Origin of the sequence: Oceanimonas sp. GK1, from assembly GCF_000243075.1 — a bacterium.
GTDB lineage: Bacteria > Pseudomonadota > Gammaproteobacteria > Enterobacterales > Aeromonadaceae > Oceanimonas.
The window spans coordinates 1,706,712-1,723,746 of record NC_016745.1 but is presented as its reverse complement, the minus strand read 5'-3'; the positions used below and the strand labels follow the sequence as shown (position 1 = coordinate 1,723,746).

Below are 17,035 nucleotides of genomic sequence, written 5' to 3'. Positions count from 1 at the left end.
CTTAGCCCGGGGGTTAGAACAACCACACCACCAAGCTTACTTCTCTTTGCTCACCGCATCCATGGCGTCACTCCAGGCCTGCAAACCATTGCCCGCTTTAATGTGCTCCAGGCCTTTCAGGGTAAAGGTGCCGGGGGTCGCAATGGCCTTGCCAATGTCGCCATAGTCCAGATCGGGGCGGGACTCGGCAAGCGCCATGGCGCTGCTGATGGAGTGCACCACCATCTGCCGGGCGGCCTCTTTGCTCATGCCCTGGTCCATGCTCCAGTCAATGAGCTGCTGCACCAGAAAATAGCTCCAGCCATGCAGGCAACCGTGGGCCAGGGCCACGTTAAACAGGGCCTCCGACTCCAGCACAATCACCTTGCCCATGGTGCCAAACAGGGTTTCGGCGGCGGCGTTGGCCGGAAACAGCGGCACCGGTCCGGCGCCCACTTCCACACTGGCCGGCGGCAGGGCACGCACCAGGGTGGTGGCCTGCAACCCTGAGTATTGCCGCAACTGCTGCAGCGACACGCCTGCCATGGCCGAGATCACCAGCTGGCCGGGTTTAAAGGTCAGCCCTCGCAACAGCGTGCTCAGGCTCTGCGGCCGTACCGCCAGCAGAATGATGTCGCTGCCCTCCACCACGGCCTGGTTGGAGCCGGCAATGTCGCACCGGCACTGCCCGGCCAGCCGGCTCGCCGCCTCGGCATTGCGCGGGCTCAGGATAATACGCCGTTGATCTCCGCCGTTGCGCAGTCCGGTGACGGTGTAAGTGGCCAGGTGGCCTACGCCTAAAATGCCGAGGGTGGGCATGGTCATGTCGATTTCCCCATGTTGCCAATGCTGGCTTTGTCTGATCGGTGATGATGAGCATGCCGGGCCATGGTTCATTGCTCAACCAAAAGTATGATGAGGATAGTGTTCACATAAATACCCACTTACAAAATGAGAATTGTTTGTAGTATCATCTGCCATCCTAATAATCAAACGAGAATGCCATGCAACGCAGCCCCCTTCTGACCAAGGCACTCACTGTTGTGGCGGCCCTCTGGTCGCTGGCCTTGTCCGCCGAAACCATTACCGTTACCGATATCGCCAACCGCCAGGTGGAGATTGAGGTGCCGGTGCAACGCGTCATCCTGGGCGAAGGCCGCCAGGTTTACCTCACCGCCGTGCTCGACCGGGACAATCCCTTCCAGCGCATCGTCGGCTGGCGGGACGACTTCGCCAGCGCCGATCCGGACAACTACGCCGCCTACCTGGAAAAATTCCCCGAAATGGCGAAGATCCCCACCTTCGGCGGCTTCAAGGACGGCACCTTCGACGTGGAGCAAGCGGTGTCGCTCAACCCCGATGTCATCATCATGAACATCGAGTCCAAGCAGGCCACCGAGGACGCCAAGTACATCGAGAAGCTGGCCGCCGCCGGCATCCCCCTGGTGTACGTGGATTTTCGTGAGCATCCCTTCACCCACACCGAGCCCAGCCTGCGCCTTTACGGCCAGCTGTTCGGCGAAGAGGAAAAGGCCGAGGAATTCATCGCCTGGCGCGCCGCCGAAATCGCCAGGGTGACCGAGGTGCTCGAGCAGCATCAGCCCACGCGGCCCCAGGTGTTCATCGACCGGGCCGGCGGCTACTCGGAAGAGTGCTGCATGAGCTTCGGCGACGACAACTTCGGCAAGTTCGTGACCCTGGCTGGCGGCGAGAACATCGCCAAAGACATCATTCCCGCCACCTTCGGCAACCTCAACCCGGAGCAGATCATCGCCTCCAACCCCGACCACGTCATCGTGACCGGCGGCATGTGGGAAGCCTACGTGCCCGGCGGCGGCTGGGTGGGCGTGGGCCCGGGCCAGGATCAGGCCGAAGCCCGGCGCAAGCTCGAGGCGCTGACCCATCGTCCGGCCATGACCGGCATTGCGGCGGTACAACACCGACAAATGCACGCCATCTGGCACCAGTTCTACAACAGCCCCTACCAGTTCGTGGGCATCCAGCAGATGGCCAAGTGGCTGCACCCCGAGCTGTTCGCCGAACTCGACCCGGAGGCCACCTTCAAGGAGCTGCACCAGCGCTTCCTGCCCGTCGACTACCGTCCCGGCTATTGGGTATCGCTGACCGATGCAGAGTAACGCCATGACCCCGGCCGCCGGCAGCGGCCGTTACAAGGCCATCGTCTGGCGGCGGCAGCTGATCCTGCTGGGGCTGGCCGCCGCGCTGCTGCTCAGCCTGTGCGCCGACCTAGCCCTGGGCCCGGCCCGCTACGAGCTGGGCGAGGTGATACGGGCGCTGTTCCTGCCCGACTCGGTGCCGCTGCAGGTACGGGTGGTGCTGTGGGAAATCCGCATGCCGATCGCACTGATGGCGGTGGTGGTGGGCGCGGCGCTGGCGGTGGCCGGCGCCCAGATGCAGACCATCCTCAACAACCCGCTGGCCAGCCCCTTCACCCTGGGCATTTCCGCCGCCGCCAGCTTCGGCGCGGCCCTGGCCCTGGCCTTCGGGGTGGCCTTTATCCCGGCGGCCATCGCCTGGATGGTGCCGCTCAACGCCTTTATCATGGCCATGCTGGCAGCCCTGCTTATTCACCTGCTCAGCGCCCGGCGCGGCATGACGGTCAACAGCATAGTGCTGCTCGGCATCGCCCTGGTATTCACCTTCAACGCCCTGTTGGCGCTGGTGCAGTTTTTCGCCTCGACCGAGGCCCTGTCAGCGGTGGTGTTCTGGACCATGGGCAGCCTCAGCAAGGCCACCTGGCCCAAGCTGGCCATCACCACCCTGGCGCTGGTGCTGGTGCTGCCGGTGTTCGTCCGCCGGGCCTGGGCGCTGACCGCCCTGCGCCTGGGTGAAGACAAGGCGGCGAGCTTCGGCGTCAAGGTTGGCCGGCTGCGGCTGGAAACCCTGCTGCTGGTAAGCCTGCTGGCGGCCATTCCGGTGTCCTTCGTCGGCACCATCGGCTTTATCGGCCTGGTCGGGCCCCATATCGCGCGCATGATCATCGGCGAGGATCAGCGCTTCTTTCTGCCGGCCTCGGCACTGGCCGGGGCGCTGATCCTCTCGGTCAGCTCGGTGGTGAGCAAGTCGCTGGTAAGCGGCACCATCTTCCCCATCGGCGTGGTGACCTCGCTGATTGGCATTCCCTTCTTCGTTTCCCTTATCCTGTCCCAGACGAGGCGCTCATGGTAAGCATCCGGCTCGAGGCACTCGGTGCCCGCTACGGCAATCAGCTGCTGCTGCAGGGCATTTCCACCCCCACCTTCCAGGCGGGCGAGGTGGTGGCCATCATCGGCCCCAACGCCGCCGGCAAGTCCACCCTGTTCAAGCGCATCAGCGGCCTGATCGACGGCCCCGGCCGGGTACACGTAGAGGGCCTGCGGCCGGAAGGCGGCGGCATCAGCTACATGCCGCAAGACAGCGCCGCCAGTGCCGCGCTCAGCGTGTACGAGTCGGTGCTGCTGGCCTGTAAGCAGGGCGGCGGCTGGAGCGTGAGCGAGGCGGAGCTGGCCCGCATCGACCACACCCTGGCGGCGCTCGGCATTACTTCCCTCGCTTTTCGCCACCTCGGCGAGCTCTCGGGCGGTCAGCGCCAGCTGGTCAGCCTGGCCCAGGTGCTGGTGCGCGAGCCCGACATCGTGCTGATGGACGAGCCCACCTCGGCGCTGGATCTGTCGCGCCAGGTGGAGGTGCTCGGCCACATGAAAGACCTGGCGCGGGAAAAGGGCATGCTGGTGCTGGTGACGCTGCACGATCTCAACCACGTGCTGCGCTTTTGCGACCAGGCGCTGGTGATCGCCGGCGGCCGCCAGGTGGCCTGCGGCCCCACCGCCGACATCGTCACCCCGGCGCTGCTGCGCGACACCTACCAGGTGGAAGCGCGGGTAGAGTCCTGCTCCCGCGGCTTCGGCCATGTGATCGTGGACGATATCGCCAGCCAGGGCCGCACCTTTGCCCTGGCGGCCGGCTAGGCCGGGACTTCCTCCAGCCCTGAGTTCGTCTCCCCCGCGAAGGCGGGGGACCATGGCTTAACACGCAACCCCAGTGCCCATCCGGCACCGCTTGGATAATCACGTGACCACAACCCACTACCGCCAGAGCTGGCGGATGCTGAGCCCGGCGGCCCGCCTGCTGGTGTGCAACGGCCTCTTCTTCAACCTCGCCTTCTACATGACCCTGCCCTACCTGGCCTTTCACCTGGGTGGCACCCTGGGGCTGACCGGCTGGGCCAGCGGCCTGGTGATGGGCATGCGGGTGTTCAGCCAGCAGGGCCTGTTCCTGCTGGGCGGTGCCCTGGGTGACCGGCTGGGCTACCGGCCCGCCATCGTGTTGGGCTGCCTGGTCCGCAGCCTGGGCTTTGCCCTGCTCGGCTGGGCCGGAGATCTGCCGCTGCTGCTGCTGGCCGCCTTTCTTACCGGCTTTGCCGGCGCCCTCTTCACCCCCTGCGCCCAGGCCTACCTGGCGTCGGAATGCCTGGACGGCCGCCAGCGCCAACAGGCCTTTGCCCTGCACAACCTGGCCAGCCAGCTTGGGTTGCTACTGGGCCCCCTGGCCGGCATGCTGCTCACCGACATCGACTTTATGGTGACCGGCCTGGTGTCCGGCGGCATCTTCCTACTGCTGACCGCCCTGCAATGGCGGATGCTGCCCCCCAGCCCCCAACATGTGCGGGAGCGGCCACCCGCCTGGGGCGAACAATGGCGGGATTTAATCGGCAACGGCCCCTTCCTGCGCTTTACCCTGACGGCCGCCGCCTACCAGCTGCTGTTCCACCAGCTGTACCTGGCCGTGCCCGCCTACATCAACAGCCAGCAGCAGGCCACCGGGCTGCTAAGCGGCGTGTTCACCCTCACCGCCATCATCGGGGTGGTGCTGCAACTGCCCGCCAGCCAGCTGGTGCAGCGCCGCCTGGGCGTGGCCCAGGGCATGGGGCTGGGCCTGGGGCTGATGGGGGTGAGCTACCTGGCCCTGCCCTGGCTGCAACCCTGGCCGGTGGCCGCCAGCCTGACGCAGGCGGCCTGCCTGTCGCTGGGATCTATCCTCTGTTTTCCGCTCTTTGCCGCCCACCTGCCCCACTACGCCGGCGACCGGGCGCTGGGCGGCTATTACGGCTTTTACGCCAGCCTGGGCGGTTGCGTGGCCCTGCTCGGCAACGTGCTGATCGGCGCCCTGCTGGGGGATGCGGCGGCAACCCCGCCCGCCGCCATCTGGTACGGCCTGGCGCTGTGCGGCCTGGTAGCGGGCTGGGCCCTGTACCGGCAACTGCGCAAGGAAGAAAAACAGGGTAACCCAGCACACAGAGAAAGCATCGAATGTTGATGGACTTCCATTTTCATAAGAGATGAGAAAATAAAAACGCCGGCTTCCGCCGGCGTGGTTATGTTGTCTTCCCCAAGACAAGTGTTATTTGCGCAGTACGCCCTCTTCCACCAGCAGGTCGTAAATGGCCTGGGCGGCGGCCTGGGGATCATTGCGAATGATCTGCCCCTTGCCCCCCTGAGCCTTGGCGGTGGCCTGCTTGAAGCGGTCGGCGGCGGTTTTGGCCCGGGCCACCTTCAGCCGCTTGGGCCGGGATCTGGCGTCCTGCCACTGCCAGCCGATACTGTCCACATCGGGCCGGGGCGCCACCGGTTGCTGCTCGCTGATGGCCCCCCGCCGTGCTTTGGCAAAGGCCAACTGGCGCGGGCTGGCGGCGGCTTCGTCCACGCTGGCCACCAGCGGCAGGCGGGTCGTAATGCGCCGGCGCTGGCCTCTTGGCAGGGCCTGCAACAGGGTGACCTCCTCGCCCTCAATCGACTCAATGGCGGCAATGCCGGTCACCAGCGGCCAGCCCAGGTGCTCGGCCAGCAAATAGGGCAGCATGCCCGAGCCTTCGCCCTGCTCGGCGTGAATGCCGGTCAGCAACAAGTCTGGCTGCTGCTCTTCCAGGTAGGGTGCCAGCACCGCCAGGGCGTCGTCGTCCGGGCCCTGGCGCAGCACCGTCAGCCGCTCCAGGCCCATGCCCAGGTAATCCTGCAATGCCGGCCGGGTTGGATCGCCGGCGTGGATGGCTTCCAGCTCGCCGCCCAGGGCAAAGGCCAGCTCCAGGGCGCAGGCGTCCTGCAGGGCACGACGGGCGCGGCCCGATACCGGGTGGCGGCCTTCACTCACCAGCACCGCAATCGTCAACTGTTCAGGCTGCATTACTCACCTCCCGGGCCGGTTGTTCCTCTGCCAGCGCCATCAGCGCCGCCAGTATTTCATGGCTGTCGCCAATGGCGCTCAAGCTTGCTCGTTTTACCATGTCGCAGTCGGCGTCCTGGTTGATGGCCACCACCTTTTCCACCTTGCCCAGGCCCTGCAAATGCTGCACGGCGCCGGAAATGCCCACGGCAATATACACCCGGGCACTCACCCAGGTGCCGGTGGCACCCACCTGGCGGCTGCGCGGCATAAAGCCGTCGTCCACCGCCACCCGGCTGGCCCCCTCGGCGGCCCCCAGCAGGGTGGCGGCCCGGTGGAACTGCTCCCAGTCGTGCACGCCATTGCCGGCAGAGAGAATAAACTCCGCCTCGCCCAATGGAATGTCGGCGGGATCCACCGCCACCCGGCCCCGGTCCTGTACCCGGGCGGCCGGCAGGCTGCCCGGCTCAAAGCTCACCGGCTGCGCCTCGTAGCGGTATTCGGTGCAGGGCATGGCGCACTCCTCCAGCGGCAGCAGCACCCGGCACAGGGGACGCGTCACGTCCTGGTGGCCTGCCCCGCTGCGGGCGATCAACTGCTCGCCTTCCCACTTCCATACGCCGGTGGCGGGCCGTTCGCCCAGCACCACCGCCAGCCGCCGGCCCAGCTCGGCAGACTCGCCGGCATCGGGGAACAGCCAGTGCAGCGGCTGAAAGTCGCTGTCTGCCTGCAGGCACAGCTCGGTCCAGGCTTCCGGCTGGTAGCCCTCGACTCCGTCCAGTTGCAGCAGCCGATCCACGCCCGCTTCCTCAATGCTTTCCTTCAGCTCGCCGCACACCAGCCCCAGCACGGCGGTGGCCTGATGCTGGGCCGTGGCCAGTTGCTGGGCCAGGCCCAGCACGTCCTTGCCATGAGCGGTAAGGCGGCCGCCGGACAGCGGCAGCCAGACCGCAATGTAGTGCTGCGGGTTGTCCACGCGGTGCAGCGGCAGCTGGGGCTGCTCGCTGGCCCGGCGCACCAGGGTGGTCACCCCGGCGGCCTGCAGGTTGGCCCGGTCCAGCCGGCGCAGGCCGCTGGGGCCGTACTGCCACTGGGGCCGCGGGTTCTTGCGCAGCAGCCCGGTGGGGCCGCGCAGGGGCTGGCCACTCAGCTCGCCGTGGCGCGGATGCAGGCGGTTGCGGGCAATCCAGGCCAGCCGCGGATCCTTGCGAATAACGTCAGACATGGGCTTTCTCCTTCTCCGGCTGCTCGGCGGGCTGAACCAGCGCGGCCAGCAGCAGTTCGGCAATGTCCTTCACCTCTGGGCGCGGCTCCACCACCCCTTCCATCATCAGGGTGCACTGGGGACAGGCCACCGCCATCAGCTCGGCGTCCACTTCCCGGGCGTCGTCCATGCGCATGTCGGCAATGCGGCGCTCACCGGGAATGTCGGTCACCGGGGCCCCACCGCCGCCGCCGCAGCAACGGGAGCGGAAACCGCTGCGCTCCATCTCGGTGCGGGCAAAGCCCAGCTGGTCGAGCAGGTAGCGCGGCGCGTCATAGACGCCGTTGTAACGGCCCAGGTAGCAGGGATCGTGGTAGGTGAGCTTGCCGCTCTGGCCATTGCTGAACGCCAGTTTGCCCCGCTGGTGCAGCTCTGCCAGCAGCTCGCTGTGGTGCAGCACGGTGTAATCCCCGCCCAGCTCGACATATTCGGTGCCCAGGCACTGCAGCGCATGAGGGTCGGCGGTGACGATGCGGTTGAAGCGGTACTTGCCGAGCGTTTTGATATTGGCCCTGGCCAGACGCTGGAAGGTGGCTTCATCGCCCAGCCGGCGGGCCAGATCGCCCGAGTCCAGCTCCTCGTTGCCGAGGTAAGCAAAGTCCACGCCACCGGCGCGCAGCAACTGCACCAGGGCACGCAGGGTGCGCTGGTTGCGCATGTCAAAGGCACCGTCGCCGGCCCACAGCAGCACGTCCACCTCGCCCACTTCCTTCATCAGCGGAATATTGAGATCGGCGGCCCAGTGGCTGCGGCTGGCCGGAGACAGGCCATTAGGGTTGTCGGTGGCAATCAGGTTTTCCAGCACTTCCTGGCCCTTGCCCGGGGTCTGGCCCCGCTCCAGGGTGAGGTGGCGACGCAGATCCACCACGGCGTCCACGTGCTCAATCATCATGGGGCACTCTTCCACACAGGCGCGGCAGGTGGTGCAGGACCACAATGTCTGGCTGTCGAGCATGCTCTCTACCAGCGGCTTGTCGGGGCAACCGGTACGAGCGGCGTTTTCCTGGCCCGGGTGCGGGCTGCCACGGTAGATCACTTCTTCTTGGGCGGCGAGGCTTATTACCATGTCCTGGATCAGCTTCTTGGGGTTGAGCGGCTGACCGGCGGCAAAGGCCGGGCACTTGCTCTCGCAGCGGCCGCACTGCACGCAGGCATCAAAGCCCAGCAGCTGGTTCCATTTAAAATCAGTGACCTTCTCCACCCCCAGCTTGTCGGCGGTAAGATCAATGGCCTTCAGGCCGGTATCGCGGCCGCCGCCAAAGCGGGCCGGACGGCGGTGAAAAGCCAGGTGCAGGGCACCGGCAAAGGCGTGCTTCATGGGGCCGCCCCAGGTCATGCCGAACACCAGCTCGCCCAGGCCCCAGGCGCACACCGCCAACAGCACCAGTGCCAGCAGGGCGCTGCCGGTGCCCTCGGGCAGAATGCCGGCGGCCGGCAGGGTGGCGATAAAAAAGCCCAGGGAGAACGCCAGCAGGCTTTTCGGCAGCCGCTGCCAGGGTCCGCGCGACAGCCGCGAGTTGGGCAGTTCACTGGCGGGCTTGCGGCGACGCTTCCATACAAACAGCGCCCCCACCGTCATCAGCAGGCAGGCTCCCAGCAACGGCCATACCAGCCAGGCGCTGTGCAGGCCCAGGCCGTGCACCAGCACCACCAGTACCAGCGCCAGCACAAAGCCGCCGCCGGTGGCCACGTGGGTGTTGGACATGTACTTGTCCCGCGCCACCACATGGTGCAAATCCACCAGGTAGCGGCGCGGCATGGCGGCCAGCCCCTGCCAGAAGGCCACGGGGCTGACCTGGCCCCGACGCCACAGCCGCACCCGGCGCGCGGCACCGATGGCGGCCAGGGCAAAGGCCAGGGTTAACAAATAAGGGATCACAGGCTCGAACATAGCGGGCACCTCGCAGGGCCGGGGTTGCCCCCGGCCCCTGACTCAGAAGTCTTTACACAGACGCAGGGCGTCGTAGATGGCGGCGTGGGTGTTGCGCTGGGACACACAGTCGCCCAGGCGGTAGAGCAAATAGCCCTGGCCGTGCTGGGCCAGCGCCGGCTGAGGCTTGGCATCGTAGAGGGCTTCCAGATCGATCTGGCCCTTGTTCACCGCGTCGCCCTTCAGCTCGTAGTAGAGACGCTCGTCGGGACGAATGCCGTTCTCCACCACGATTTGATCCACCACCCGCTCCTCTTTCTGGCCGGTGTATTCGTTTTCCAGCACCGCCACCAGCTTGTCGCCCTCGCGGTACACCTTGTGCAGCGCCATGTCGGAGGTCATGATCACCTCGCGCTCATAGAGCGAACGGTAATAGGTGGGGAAGGTGGTGCCGCCAATGGCCGCGCCGGGCTTGATGTCGTCGGTCACGATTTCCACCAGGCTGCCCTTCGACGCCAGGTAATCAGCGGCCGACATGCCGGAAAACTCGCAAATGGTGTCGTACACCAGCACGTTTTTGCCTGGCTCCACCTTGCCGGAGAGAATGTCCCAGGTGCTCACCACCAGGCCTTCTTCCGCGCCCCACTCGGGGTTCTGCTCCAGGAAGGGGGTGCCGCCCACCGCCAGGATCACCACGTCGGGCTGCTCGCCCATAATGGCCGGCAGGTCGGCGGCGGTGTCCAGGCGCAGATCCACCTTGAGGCGGGCAAGCTCCAGGGCGTACCAGCGGGTAATGCCGGCTATCTGGTCACGCTGGGGCGCCTTGCCCGCCAGGGTGATCTGGCCACCGAGCTCGGGGGCCTTTTCAAACAGCACCACCTTGTGGCCGCGCTCGGCCGCCACCCGGGCCGCCTCCATGCCGCCGGGGCCGCCGCCCACCACCACTACCTTGCGGATGGGGCCGTCGGTTTTTTCGATGATATGGGGCATGCCCAGGTGCTCGCGGGAGGTGGCCGCGTTCTGAATGCAGAGCACGTCCAGGCCCTGATACTGGCGGTCGATACAGTAGTTGGCGCCCACGCACTGCTTGATTTGGTCCACCTGACCCAGCTTGATCTTGGTGATCAGGTGCGGGTCGGCCATGTGCGCCCGGGTCATGCCCACGAAGTCGACATAGCCGCCTTCGAGAATGCGCTGAGCCTGGTTCGGATCCTTGATGTTCTGGGCGTGGATCACCGGCACCTTCACCACTTCCTTGATGCCCGCCGCCAGGTGCAGGAAGGGCTCCGGCGGATAGCTCATGTTCGGGATGACGTTGGCCAGGGTGTTGTGGGTGTCGCAGCCGGAGCCAATGACGCCAAAGAAGTCCACCATGCCGGTGTCATCGTAGTATTTGGCGATCTGCTTCATGTCGTCGTGGCTGAGGCCGTCGGGGTGGAACTCGTCGCCACAGATGCGCATACCCACGGCAAAGTCGGGACCCACTTCGGCGCGCACGGCCTTGAGCACTTCCAGGCCGAACTTCATGCGGCCCTCGAAGCTGCCACCCCATTCGTCGGTACGCTTGTTGACCCGCGGGCTCCAGAACTGATCGATCAGGTGCTGGTGCACGGCGGACAGTTCCACGCCGTCCAGGCCGCCTTCCTTGGCCCGGCGGGCCGCCTGGGCGTAGTCGGCGATAATGCGCTGAATGTCTTCCGGCTCGATGGTTTTACAGGTGGCGCGGTGCACCGGCTCACGAATGCCGGAAGGCGACACCAGGGTGCTCCAGTTGTAGCCGTCCCAGCGGGAGCGGCGGCCCATGTGGGTGATCTGAATCATGATCTTGGCGCCGTGCTTGTGCATGGCGTCGGCCAGGTTCTGGAAATGGGGAATGATGCGGTCGGTGGACAGGTTCACCGAACTCCACCAGGCCTGGGGACTGTCGATCGACACCACGCTGGAGCCGCCGCAAATGGCCAGGCCCAGGCCGCCCTTGGCCTTTTCCTCGTAGTACTTGACGTAGCGCTCGGTGGTCATGCCGCCGTCGGTGGCATACACCTCGGCATGGGCCGTGCTCACCACCCGGTTGCGAATGGTGAGCTTGTTGATGTTCATGGGTTGAAACAAGGCGTCGAACTGTCCCATCCTGGAATCCTCTTGTACATGCTGCGGGCCCTGTTCCGGCCCGCCGAAAATTAATACTTGCCGGGAACGCGCCTTACAGCGGGCTCACCTCGAACAAACCGTAATCGCAGCCGCTCTGGGCGCCACTCTGCACCTGACGGGCCTGGGTACGCACCGGGTAGCCCAGGCTCTGGGCAATCTGATCCATGGCGCCGGCAAACCAGCCGGTGAACATGTAATCCACCATCCGCTCCACCTTGCCGTACTGGTACACAAAGGCGGAGTGATCCAGCCGCACCCGGGCGGTGCCGGCGGGAATGTCCAGTTGCTCAATGGTGAACAGACCCCAGCCGCGCTGGGACAGGCGCTTCATGTAGTGCTCAAAGACCGCCTCGCCGCTGATGCCGTGGCACTCGGCCTCTTTTTCACACCAGTGCCAGGCCGACTTGTAACCGGCCTTGTACAGGATCTCGGCGTAGCGCTCCGGGCCCAGCTCTTCCTCAATGGCCATGTGGTTGTTAACGAAAAAGTGACGCGGCACATAGAGCATGGGCAGGGCGTCGGTGGTCCAGACGCCGGTGTCGGCGTCCACTTCAATCGGCATTTCGGGTGCATGTACTGACATTGTGATTCTCCCTTGCTTCCTTAATCTTGTTATTCGCCCCAGACGTCCTTGAGGACGCGGACCCAGTTACCGCCCATGATTTTCTCGATCAGCCGCGGTGAATAGCCGTTGCGCAGCAGGGCCTCGGTCAGGTTGGGGAACTCGCCAATAGTGCGAATGCCTTCCGGGTTGATGATCTCGCCAAAGCGGGTCAGCCGGCGGGCATAGCCCTTGTCGTGGGTCAGCCATTCAAAGAAATTCTGATCGTGTCCTTGCGTGAAGTCGGTGCCGATGCCGATGGCGTCTTCACCCACCAGATCCAGCACATAGCCAATGGCTTCCACGTAGTCGTCGACGGTGGACTCGATGCCCTTCTTCAGGAAGGGGGCAAACATGGTCACGCCCACAAAGCCGCCGTGTTCGGCGATAAAGCGCAGCTCTTCGTCCGACTTGTTGCGCGGGTGATCCTTGAGCCCGGCAGGCAGGCAGTGGGAGTAGCACACCGGTTTTTTGGACTCGAGGATCACCTCTTCCGAGGTTTTGGCGCCCACGTGGGACAGGTCGCACATGATGCCGACCCGGTTCATCTCGGCCACCACCTCGCGGCCGAAGCCGGACAGGCCGCCGTCGCGCTCGTAGCAACCGGTGCCCACCAGGTTCTGGGTGTTGTAGGCCATCTGCACGATGCCCACGCCCAGTTGCTTGAAGATTTCCACGTAGCCGAGCTGGTCTTCAAAGGCATGGGCGTTCTGGAAACCGAGGATGATGCCGGTGCGGCCTTCCTTCTTCGCGGCCAGAATGTCGGCGGTGGTGCGCACCGGGCGAATGAGATCGCCGTGCTCGCGGTAATGGCGGTTGAACTCGGCAATGTTGTTTACCGTGGCCTGAAAGCCTTCCCACACCGACACGGTACAGTTGGCGGCGGTCAGGCCGCCACGGCGCATGTCTTCAAACAGTTCCCGCCCCCAGTTGGCGATAATCAGGCCGTCAATCACGATCGACTGCTGGTGTAATTCTGCTGCGTTTTGCATAAGCCTGCCCTTCCTTGCATTCGGTTAAACGGTGACCCAGGGTTCACCGGATTCAGGGGCAGTCTATCCCGCGCTTGGGGGGGTGCTGTGGCTGAAAACGACAGAGGCATGCTCAAAAACGTCATGGTTTGTATGGAATACGGGAGGGGGTGCAGTTCTGCGGATGAGACGCTGTGGTCGAGGCTGCGCTGCCTGTTCTTGAATGCCCGTTTTCACGGGCATGACAAGAAAAGGGCCGTCGCTCCCGCGCAGACGGGGGTCCAGTGCGGATCTGTAGACAACACAGGGGCGTCAGGTCAGTGCGCCCAGCCCTTGAATGCCCTCCTTCGAGGGCATGGCGGGTAATATCAGAGGATCACCGAGGCAAAAGTGGGCTCGCTGCGGGCCGTATCGAGGCGGGCATTAAAGGCCAGCTCGGGCACGAGGGGCGCGGCATCCGGGGCTTTGGGAACCAGCCGGCCACAGCGGTCATCCCGGGGCGGGACGCCGAAACACTCCCGGTAGCATTTGCTGAAATGGGGCATGGACACAAAGCCGCAGGCGGTGGCGATGTCGATGATCGCCAGCGACGTCTGGCGCAGCAGCTGACGCGCCCGCTTGAGACGAAGGTTGAGGTAGTAGCGCGAGGGCGAGCATTTAACGTGGCGCTGAAACAGCCGCTCTACCTGGCGGCGGGACAGCCCCACATAATGAGCCAGCTCGTCCAGGGTAATGGGCTCTTCCAGGTTCGCCTCCATCAGCGCCACCACTTCCGCCAGCTTGGGCTGGGCCGGCCCCACCAGATGGCGCAGCAATACCTTCTGCTCCTCCTGGCCGTCGCGAATGCGTTCGCACAGGAACATGTCGCAAATGGCGGTGCTGAGGGCACTGGAGTGCTCCTTCTCGATCAGGTGCATCATCATGTCCATGGGGGCAGTGCCGCCGCTGCTGGTCAACCGGTCACGGTCGATGCAATAGAGGGCATTGCTGGTTTCCAGGCGGGGAAAAGCCTCCTTGAAGGCCGCCATGTATTCCCAGTGCAGGGTACAGCGGTAGCCATCGAGCACACCGGCATCGGCCAGCAAATAACTGCCGGTGCACAGCGCCCCCAACTTGACCTTGCGATGGGCCAGCTGCTGCAGCCAGGCACGCAGATGGCGGCTGCGGGCATTGGCCACCCCCACGCCGCCACAGAGCAGCATCATGTCGAGATGACCGCAGTCGTCGGTGGCATGATCCGGCGTGACCTGAATGCCATCACTGGCCCTTACCGGCTGGCCGGTCTCGGTCAGCATCACCCATTCATACAGGGTTTTGCCCGACAGCTGATTGGCCATGCGCAGCGGCTCAATAGCCGACGCCAGGGAGATCATGGTGAAGTTGTCCACCAGCAGAAAACCAACTCGTTGTGGCTGACTCATTTTCTTCCTCCTGCCCCTGCGGAGCCACCAGGCTTGTGCCCTGTGCTGTTGCTGGCCATCCAGCGCCGCCCTAAGGGAACATTTACACCACCAATGCTAACATTTAAAAAATATATAACAAAAAGCCAACATCACATATTGATTAAATCGGAATTTTGCATGTCCGGTGAACGAAATGTGACCACGCTCAGAAAGTGCAGGTTTCAAGGTTTTTCCGCCGCCTTGGCAAGGCAAAAAAACACCCTATATCACATTGAGTTAGCGTTAATCAGGGCAAGTTTCATGCCAGTGTAGAAGATGCGAATAAACAACAGAAAAATCGCCCTGAAAGGGCGATTTGGGTAGGCGAAAAGACAAACCTGCCGGCGGTTAGGAGTCAAATAACAACAACCTTGTGATCACCGCGCCCGGTTTGGGGGCAGGGCCATGGCGCCCTGCCCCGGAATGAGGCAGCCTCAGACCGAAGGTGGCAGCTTCACCGGCACGGTAACGGGCTCCTCCACCGGCATTTCCTGATGCAGGGCCCGGAACAGGCCCCACATCATCACCAGGATCACGAACGAGAAGGGAAAGGCGGCAATAATAGCGGCGGTCTGCACGGCCTTGAGGCCGCCCGCCAGCAACAGTATGGCCGCCACGGCGGCCACCGCCATGCCCCACAGCACCCGCTGCATGCGGGGCGGATGTTCATTGCCCAGCGACAGAATGGTGGTCACCACCAGGGTGCCGGAGTCGGCGGAGGTAATGAAGTAGAGCGCCACCAGTATGGTGGCCAGCACCGACGCCAGGGTACCCATGGCACCGCCATCCAGCAGTTCCAGGGTCGCATACAGCGACGTGGTTACGTCCGCGGCCACCGCTTCCACGATGCCGGCCTGACCGACCGCGGCCACCACTTCTCCCGCGGCATTGGTCACGGTGTTGGTCAGCTCCAGATGCAGGGCCGAGCCACCAAACAGGGTGAGCCACAGCATACCCAGCAGGGTCGGCACCAGCAGCACGCCGCAGATAAATTCTCGAATGGTCCGCCCCTTGGAGATGCGCGCAATAAACATGCCCACAAAAGGTGACCAGGACATCCACCAGGCCCAGTAGAACACGGTCCACCAGGACTGCCACTGGCTGTCCTTGGTGGCATCGGTCCAGGTGCTCAGGCCCACCACGTGGGTCAGGTAGTCACCAATGCCCTGGACATAGCTCAGCAACAGATAACGGGTGGGGCCATAGACCAGCAGGAACAGCAGGATGGCCGCGGTCAGCCACATGTTGATCACCGACAGCCATTTCACGCCCCGGCCCAGGCCGGACAGCACCGACAGGGTGGCAATCAGCGAGATAACGGTGATCAGGATAAGCTGGCTGCCGGTACCGACTTCCATGCCAAACAGGTGGTTCAGGCCGGTGTTGATCTGCGTCACCCCAAAGCCAAGGGAGGTCGCCACCCCAAAGATGGTGCCGAAAACCGCCAGGGTATCGGCGGCATGGCCCATCCAGCCGTAAATGCGTTTGCCGATCAGCGGATAAAGCGCCGAGCGAATGGTCAGCGGCAGCCCGCCTCGGTAGGAAAAGTACGCCAGCGACAGCCCCACTACCACATAAATGGCCCAGGGATGCAGGCCCCAGTGAAAGAAGGTGATGCGCATGGCCACTTCCGCCGCTTCCGGTGTCAGCCCTTCGGTAATAAAGGGGTTGCTCTGAAAGTGGTAAATGGGCTCGGCAATGGCCCAGAACACCAGACCGGTGCCCATGCCGGCACTGAACAGCATGGCAAACCAGGAATACAGGCTGTATTCCGGGCGACAATCATCGGCACCCAGGCGCAGAGCGCCGAAACGGCTGAAGACCAATATCACGCAGAACACCAGCATCAACGACAATATGGCGATGTAATACCATTTGAAGTGGGTAAGCAGGCCTCCCGAGATACCGTCAAACAGTGTGGCCGCCTCTTCGGGAAACAAGGCGCCGCCCACCACAAAGAGGGTAACGATAATCATGGAACTGATTGTCGCCGCCGGGTTCATTCCTTTTAAAATTCCATCTTTGCCAACCATAGCAAGAGATCTCCGTCGGATTAATTGTGAGCCAGCCGCCACTCGGGCCTCCTCATCCCCAAGGCCCTGGTCGCGGCTGTGCAGGTGATAACCGGACGTCTGTTGCAGACGCTCACCGGTTAAGTACCGCCCCCTATAACAACAGCTAACCGCCGGCGGAAACTTGTTCAATGCGACACGGTATTAACCAGTTCCGTCTCGAGCGTCATATTCTGTTTTCATTGCGACAGCATGTCGCAAACGGTCTTGCCGCCGTTCGCGCCACGTTTTAGCCTGAGCTTTTCGGTACAAGAGGGTTCACGCCATGATGATCACCGAGCTTATCGATCAGCAGGATTTTCTGGCCCGGCTGCGGGACTGGGGCCTGACGCCCCCGGAGCGACTGGCCGACTGCACTCCCCTGCTGGCCGGGTTGCTGGCCGGCCCCGACGGGGAACTGTGGCGGACGCGACTGGAAGCCCTGCTGGCCCAGCGGACATTGCTGCACCCGGAGGTGCTGGCTCTGGTGGAGCAAAGTTTGCGCTAACGGGGTTTCCGTCACCTAGGTGCCCTACGGGAAATGGACGCG

General features: G+C 64.0%; 14 protein-coding genes. 5 read left to right on the top strand and 9 right to left on the bottom strand.

What is annotated here, in order from left to right:
- Positions 1-36 precede the first annotated feature (36 nt).
- Complete coding sequence (locus GU3_RS08200; RefSeq protein ID WP_014292061.1) at positions 37-804, bottom strand: NAD(P)-binding domain-containing protein; 768 nt, start codon at positions 802-804, stop codon at positions 37-39.
- A 179-nt stretch (positions 805-983) separates the two neighbouring features.
- On the opposite strand from GU3_RS08200, the gene GU3_RS08195 reads away from it, so the two are divergent.
- From GU3_RS08195 to GU3_RS08180, 4 genes are all read left to right on the top strand, one after another.
- Positions 984-2,117: an ABC transporter substrate-binding protein gene (locus GU3_RS08195; protein WP_014292060.1), complete on the top strand. Its 1,134-nt coding sequence runs from the start codon at positions 984-986 to the stop codon at positions 2,115-2,117.
- Between the two features lie 4 nt (positions 2,118-2,121).
- Entirely contained in the window at positions 2,122-3,168 is a 1,047-nt protein-coding gene (locus GU3_RS08190) for an iron ABC transporter permease (protein WP_014292059.1), read from the top strand.
- Positions 3,162-3,947, top strand: a complete 786-nt coding sequence (locus GU3_RS08185; protein ID WP_014292058.1) for an ABC transporter ATP-binding protein — start codon at positions 3,162-3,164, stop codon at positions 3,945-3,947. Before GU3_RS08190 ends, GU3_RS08185 begins: the two co-directional genes overlap by 7 nt.
- 103 nt (positions 3,948-4,050) lie before the next feature.
- Positions 4,051-5,295 (top strand): MFS transporter, encoded by a 1,245-nt coding sequence (locus GU3_RS08180; RefSeq protein WP_050899403.1) that lies wholly within the window; start codon positions 4,051-4,053, stop codon positions 5,293-5,295.
- A gap of 84 nt (positions 5,296-5,379) precedes the next feature.
- On the opposite strand, the gene GU3_RS08175 is transcribed toward GU3_RS08180, so the two are convergent.
- The 8 genes from GU3_RS08175 to GU3_RS08135 form a co-directional block, all read right to left on the bottom strand.
- Positions 5,380-6,159: an electron transfer flavoprotein subunit beta gene (locus tag GU3_RS08175; RefSeq protein WP_014292056.1), complete on the bottom strand. Its 780-nt coding sequence runs from the start codon at positions 6,157-6,159 to the stop codon at positions 5,380-5,382.
- Positions 6,149-7,363 (bottom strand): electron transfer flavoprotein subunit alpha/FixB family protein, encoded by a 1,215-nt coding sequence (locus GU3_RS08170; RefSeq protein WP_014292055.1) that lies wholly within the window; start codon positions 7,361-7,363, stop codon positions 6,149-6,151. Before GU3_RS08170 ends, GU3_RS08175 begins: the two co-directional genes overlap by 11 nt.
- Entirely contained in the window at positions 7,356-9,293 is a 1,938-nt protein-coding gene (locus tag GU3_RS08165) for a (Fe-S)-binding protein (RefSeq protein WP_014292054.1), read from the bottom strand. Before GU3_RS08165 ends, GU3_RS08170 begins: the two co-directional genes overlap by 8 nt.
- A 42-nt stretch (positions 9,294-9,335) precedes the next feature.
- Positions 9,336-11,399: a dimethylglycine demethylation protein DgcA gene (dgcA, locus tag GU3_RS08160; RefSeq protein ID WP_014292053.1), complete on the bottom strand. Its 2,064-nt coding sequence runs from the start codon at positions 11,397-11,399 to the stop codon at positions 9,336-9,338.
- Positions 11,400-11,472: 73 nt separating this feature from the next.
- A complete protein-coding gene (locus tag GU3_RS08155) occupies positions 11,473-12,003 on the bottom strand; it encodes a 4-vinyl reductase (protein ID WP_014292052.1) in 531 nt (176 codons plus the stop codon).
- 29 nt (positions 12,004-12,032) lie between these two features.
- The gene (locus tag GU3_RS08150) at positions 12,033-13,013 is read right to left on the bottom strand and encodes a dipeptidase (RefSeq protein ID WP_014292051.1); all 981 of its coding nucleotides are present in this window, start codon (positions 13,011-13,013) and stop codon (positions 12,033-12,035) included.
- 347 nt (positions 13,014-13,360) lie between these two features.
- On the bottom strand, positions 13,361-14,413 hold the full coding sequence (locus GU3_RS08140; protein ID WP_014292050.1) for a GlxA family transcriptional regulator: 1,053 nt from the start codon (positions 14,411-14,413) through the stop codon (positions 13,361-13,363).
- 455 nt (positions 14,414-14,868) lie between these two features.
- Entirely contained in the window at positions 14,869-16,467 is a 1,599-nt protein-coding gene (locus tag GU3_RS08135; RefSeq protein ID WP_050899362.1) for a BCCT family transporter, read from the bottom strand.
- A 304-nt stretch (positions 16,468-16,771) separates the two neighbouring features.
- Here GU3_RS08135 and GU3_RS08130 point away from each other — a divergent pair, with 304 nt between their 5' ends.
- The gene (locus GU3_RS08130; RefSeq protein WP_014292048.1) at positions 16,772-16,993 is read left to right on the top strand and encodes a hypothetical protein; all 222 of its coding nucleotides are present in this window, start codon (positions 16,772-16,774) and stop codon (positions 16,991-16,993) included.
- Positions 16,994-17,035 lie beyond the last annotated feature (42 nt).

Excerpts from the sequence above, each read along its gene's own strand:
- GU3_RS08200 (WP_014292061.1), bottom strand. The coding sequence starts at position 804 with ATGACCATGCCCACCCTCGGCATTTTAGGCGTAGGCCACCTGGCCACT.
- GU3_RS08195 (WP_014292060.1), top strand. The coding sequence starts at position 984 with ATGCAACGCAGCCCCCTTCTGACCAAGGCACTCACTGTTGTGGCGGCC.
- GU3_RS08190 (WP_014292059.1), top strand. The coding sequence starts at position 2,122 with ATGACCCCGGCCGCCGGCAGCGGCCGTTACAAGGCCATCGTCTGGCGG.
- GU3_RS08185 (WP_014292058.1), top strand. The coding sequence starts at position 3,162 with ATGGTAAGCATCCGGCTCGAGGCACTCGGTGCCCGCTACGGCAATCAG.
- GU3_RS08175 (WP_014292056.1), bottom strand. The coding sequence starts at position 6,159 with ATGCAGCCTGAACAGTTGACGATTGCGGTGCTGGTGAGTGAAGGCCGC.
- GU3_RS08170 (WP_014292055.1), bottom strand. The coding sequence starts at position 7,363 with ATGTCTGACGTTATTCGCAAGGATCCGCGGCTGGCCTGGATTGCCCGC.
- GU3_RS08165 (WP_014292054.1), bottom strand. The coding sequence starts at position 9,293 with ATGTTCGAGCCTGTGATCCCTTATTTGTTAACCCTGGCCTTTGCCCTG.
- dgcA (WP_014292053.1), bottom strand. The coding sequence starts at position 11,399 with ATGGGACAGTTCGACGCCTTGTTTCAACCCATGAACATCAACAAGCTC.
- GU3_RS08155 (WP_014292052.1), bottom strand. The coding sequence starts at position 12,003 with ATGTCAGTACATGCACCCGAAATGCCGATTGAAGTGGACGCCGACACC.
- GU3_RS08150 (WP_014292051.1), bottom strand. The coding sequence starts at position 13,013 with ATGCAAAACGCAGCAGAATTACACCAGCAGTCGATCGTGATTGACGGC.
- GU3_RS08140 (WP_014292050.1), bottom strand. The coding sequence starts at position 14,413 with ATGAGTCAGCCACAACGAGTTGGTTTTCTGCTGGTGGACAACTTCACC.
- GU3_RS08135 (WP_050899362.1), bottom strand. The coding sequence starts at position 16,467 with ATGGTTGGCAAAGATGGAATTTTAAAAGGAATGAACCCGGCGGCGACA.
- GU3_RS08130 (WP_014292048.1), top strand. The coding sequence starts at position 16,772 with ATGATGATCACCGAGCTTATCGATCAGCAGGATTTTCTGGCCCGGCTG.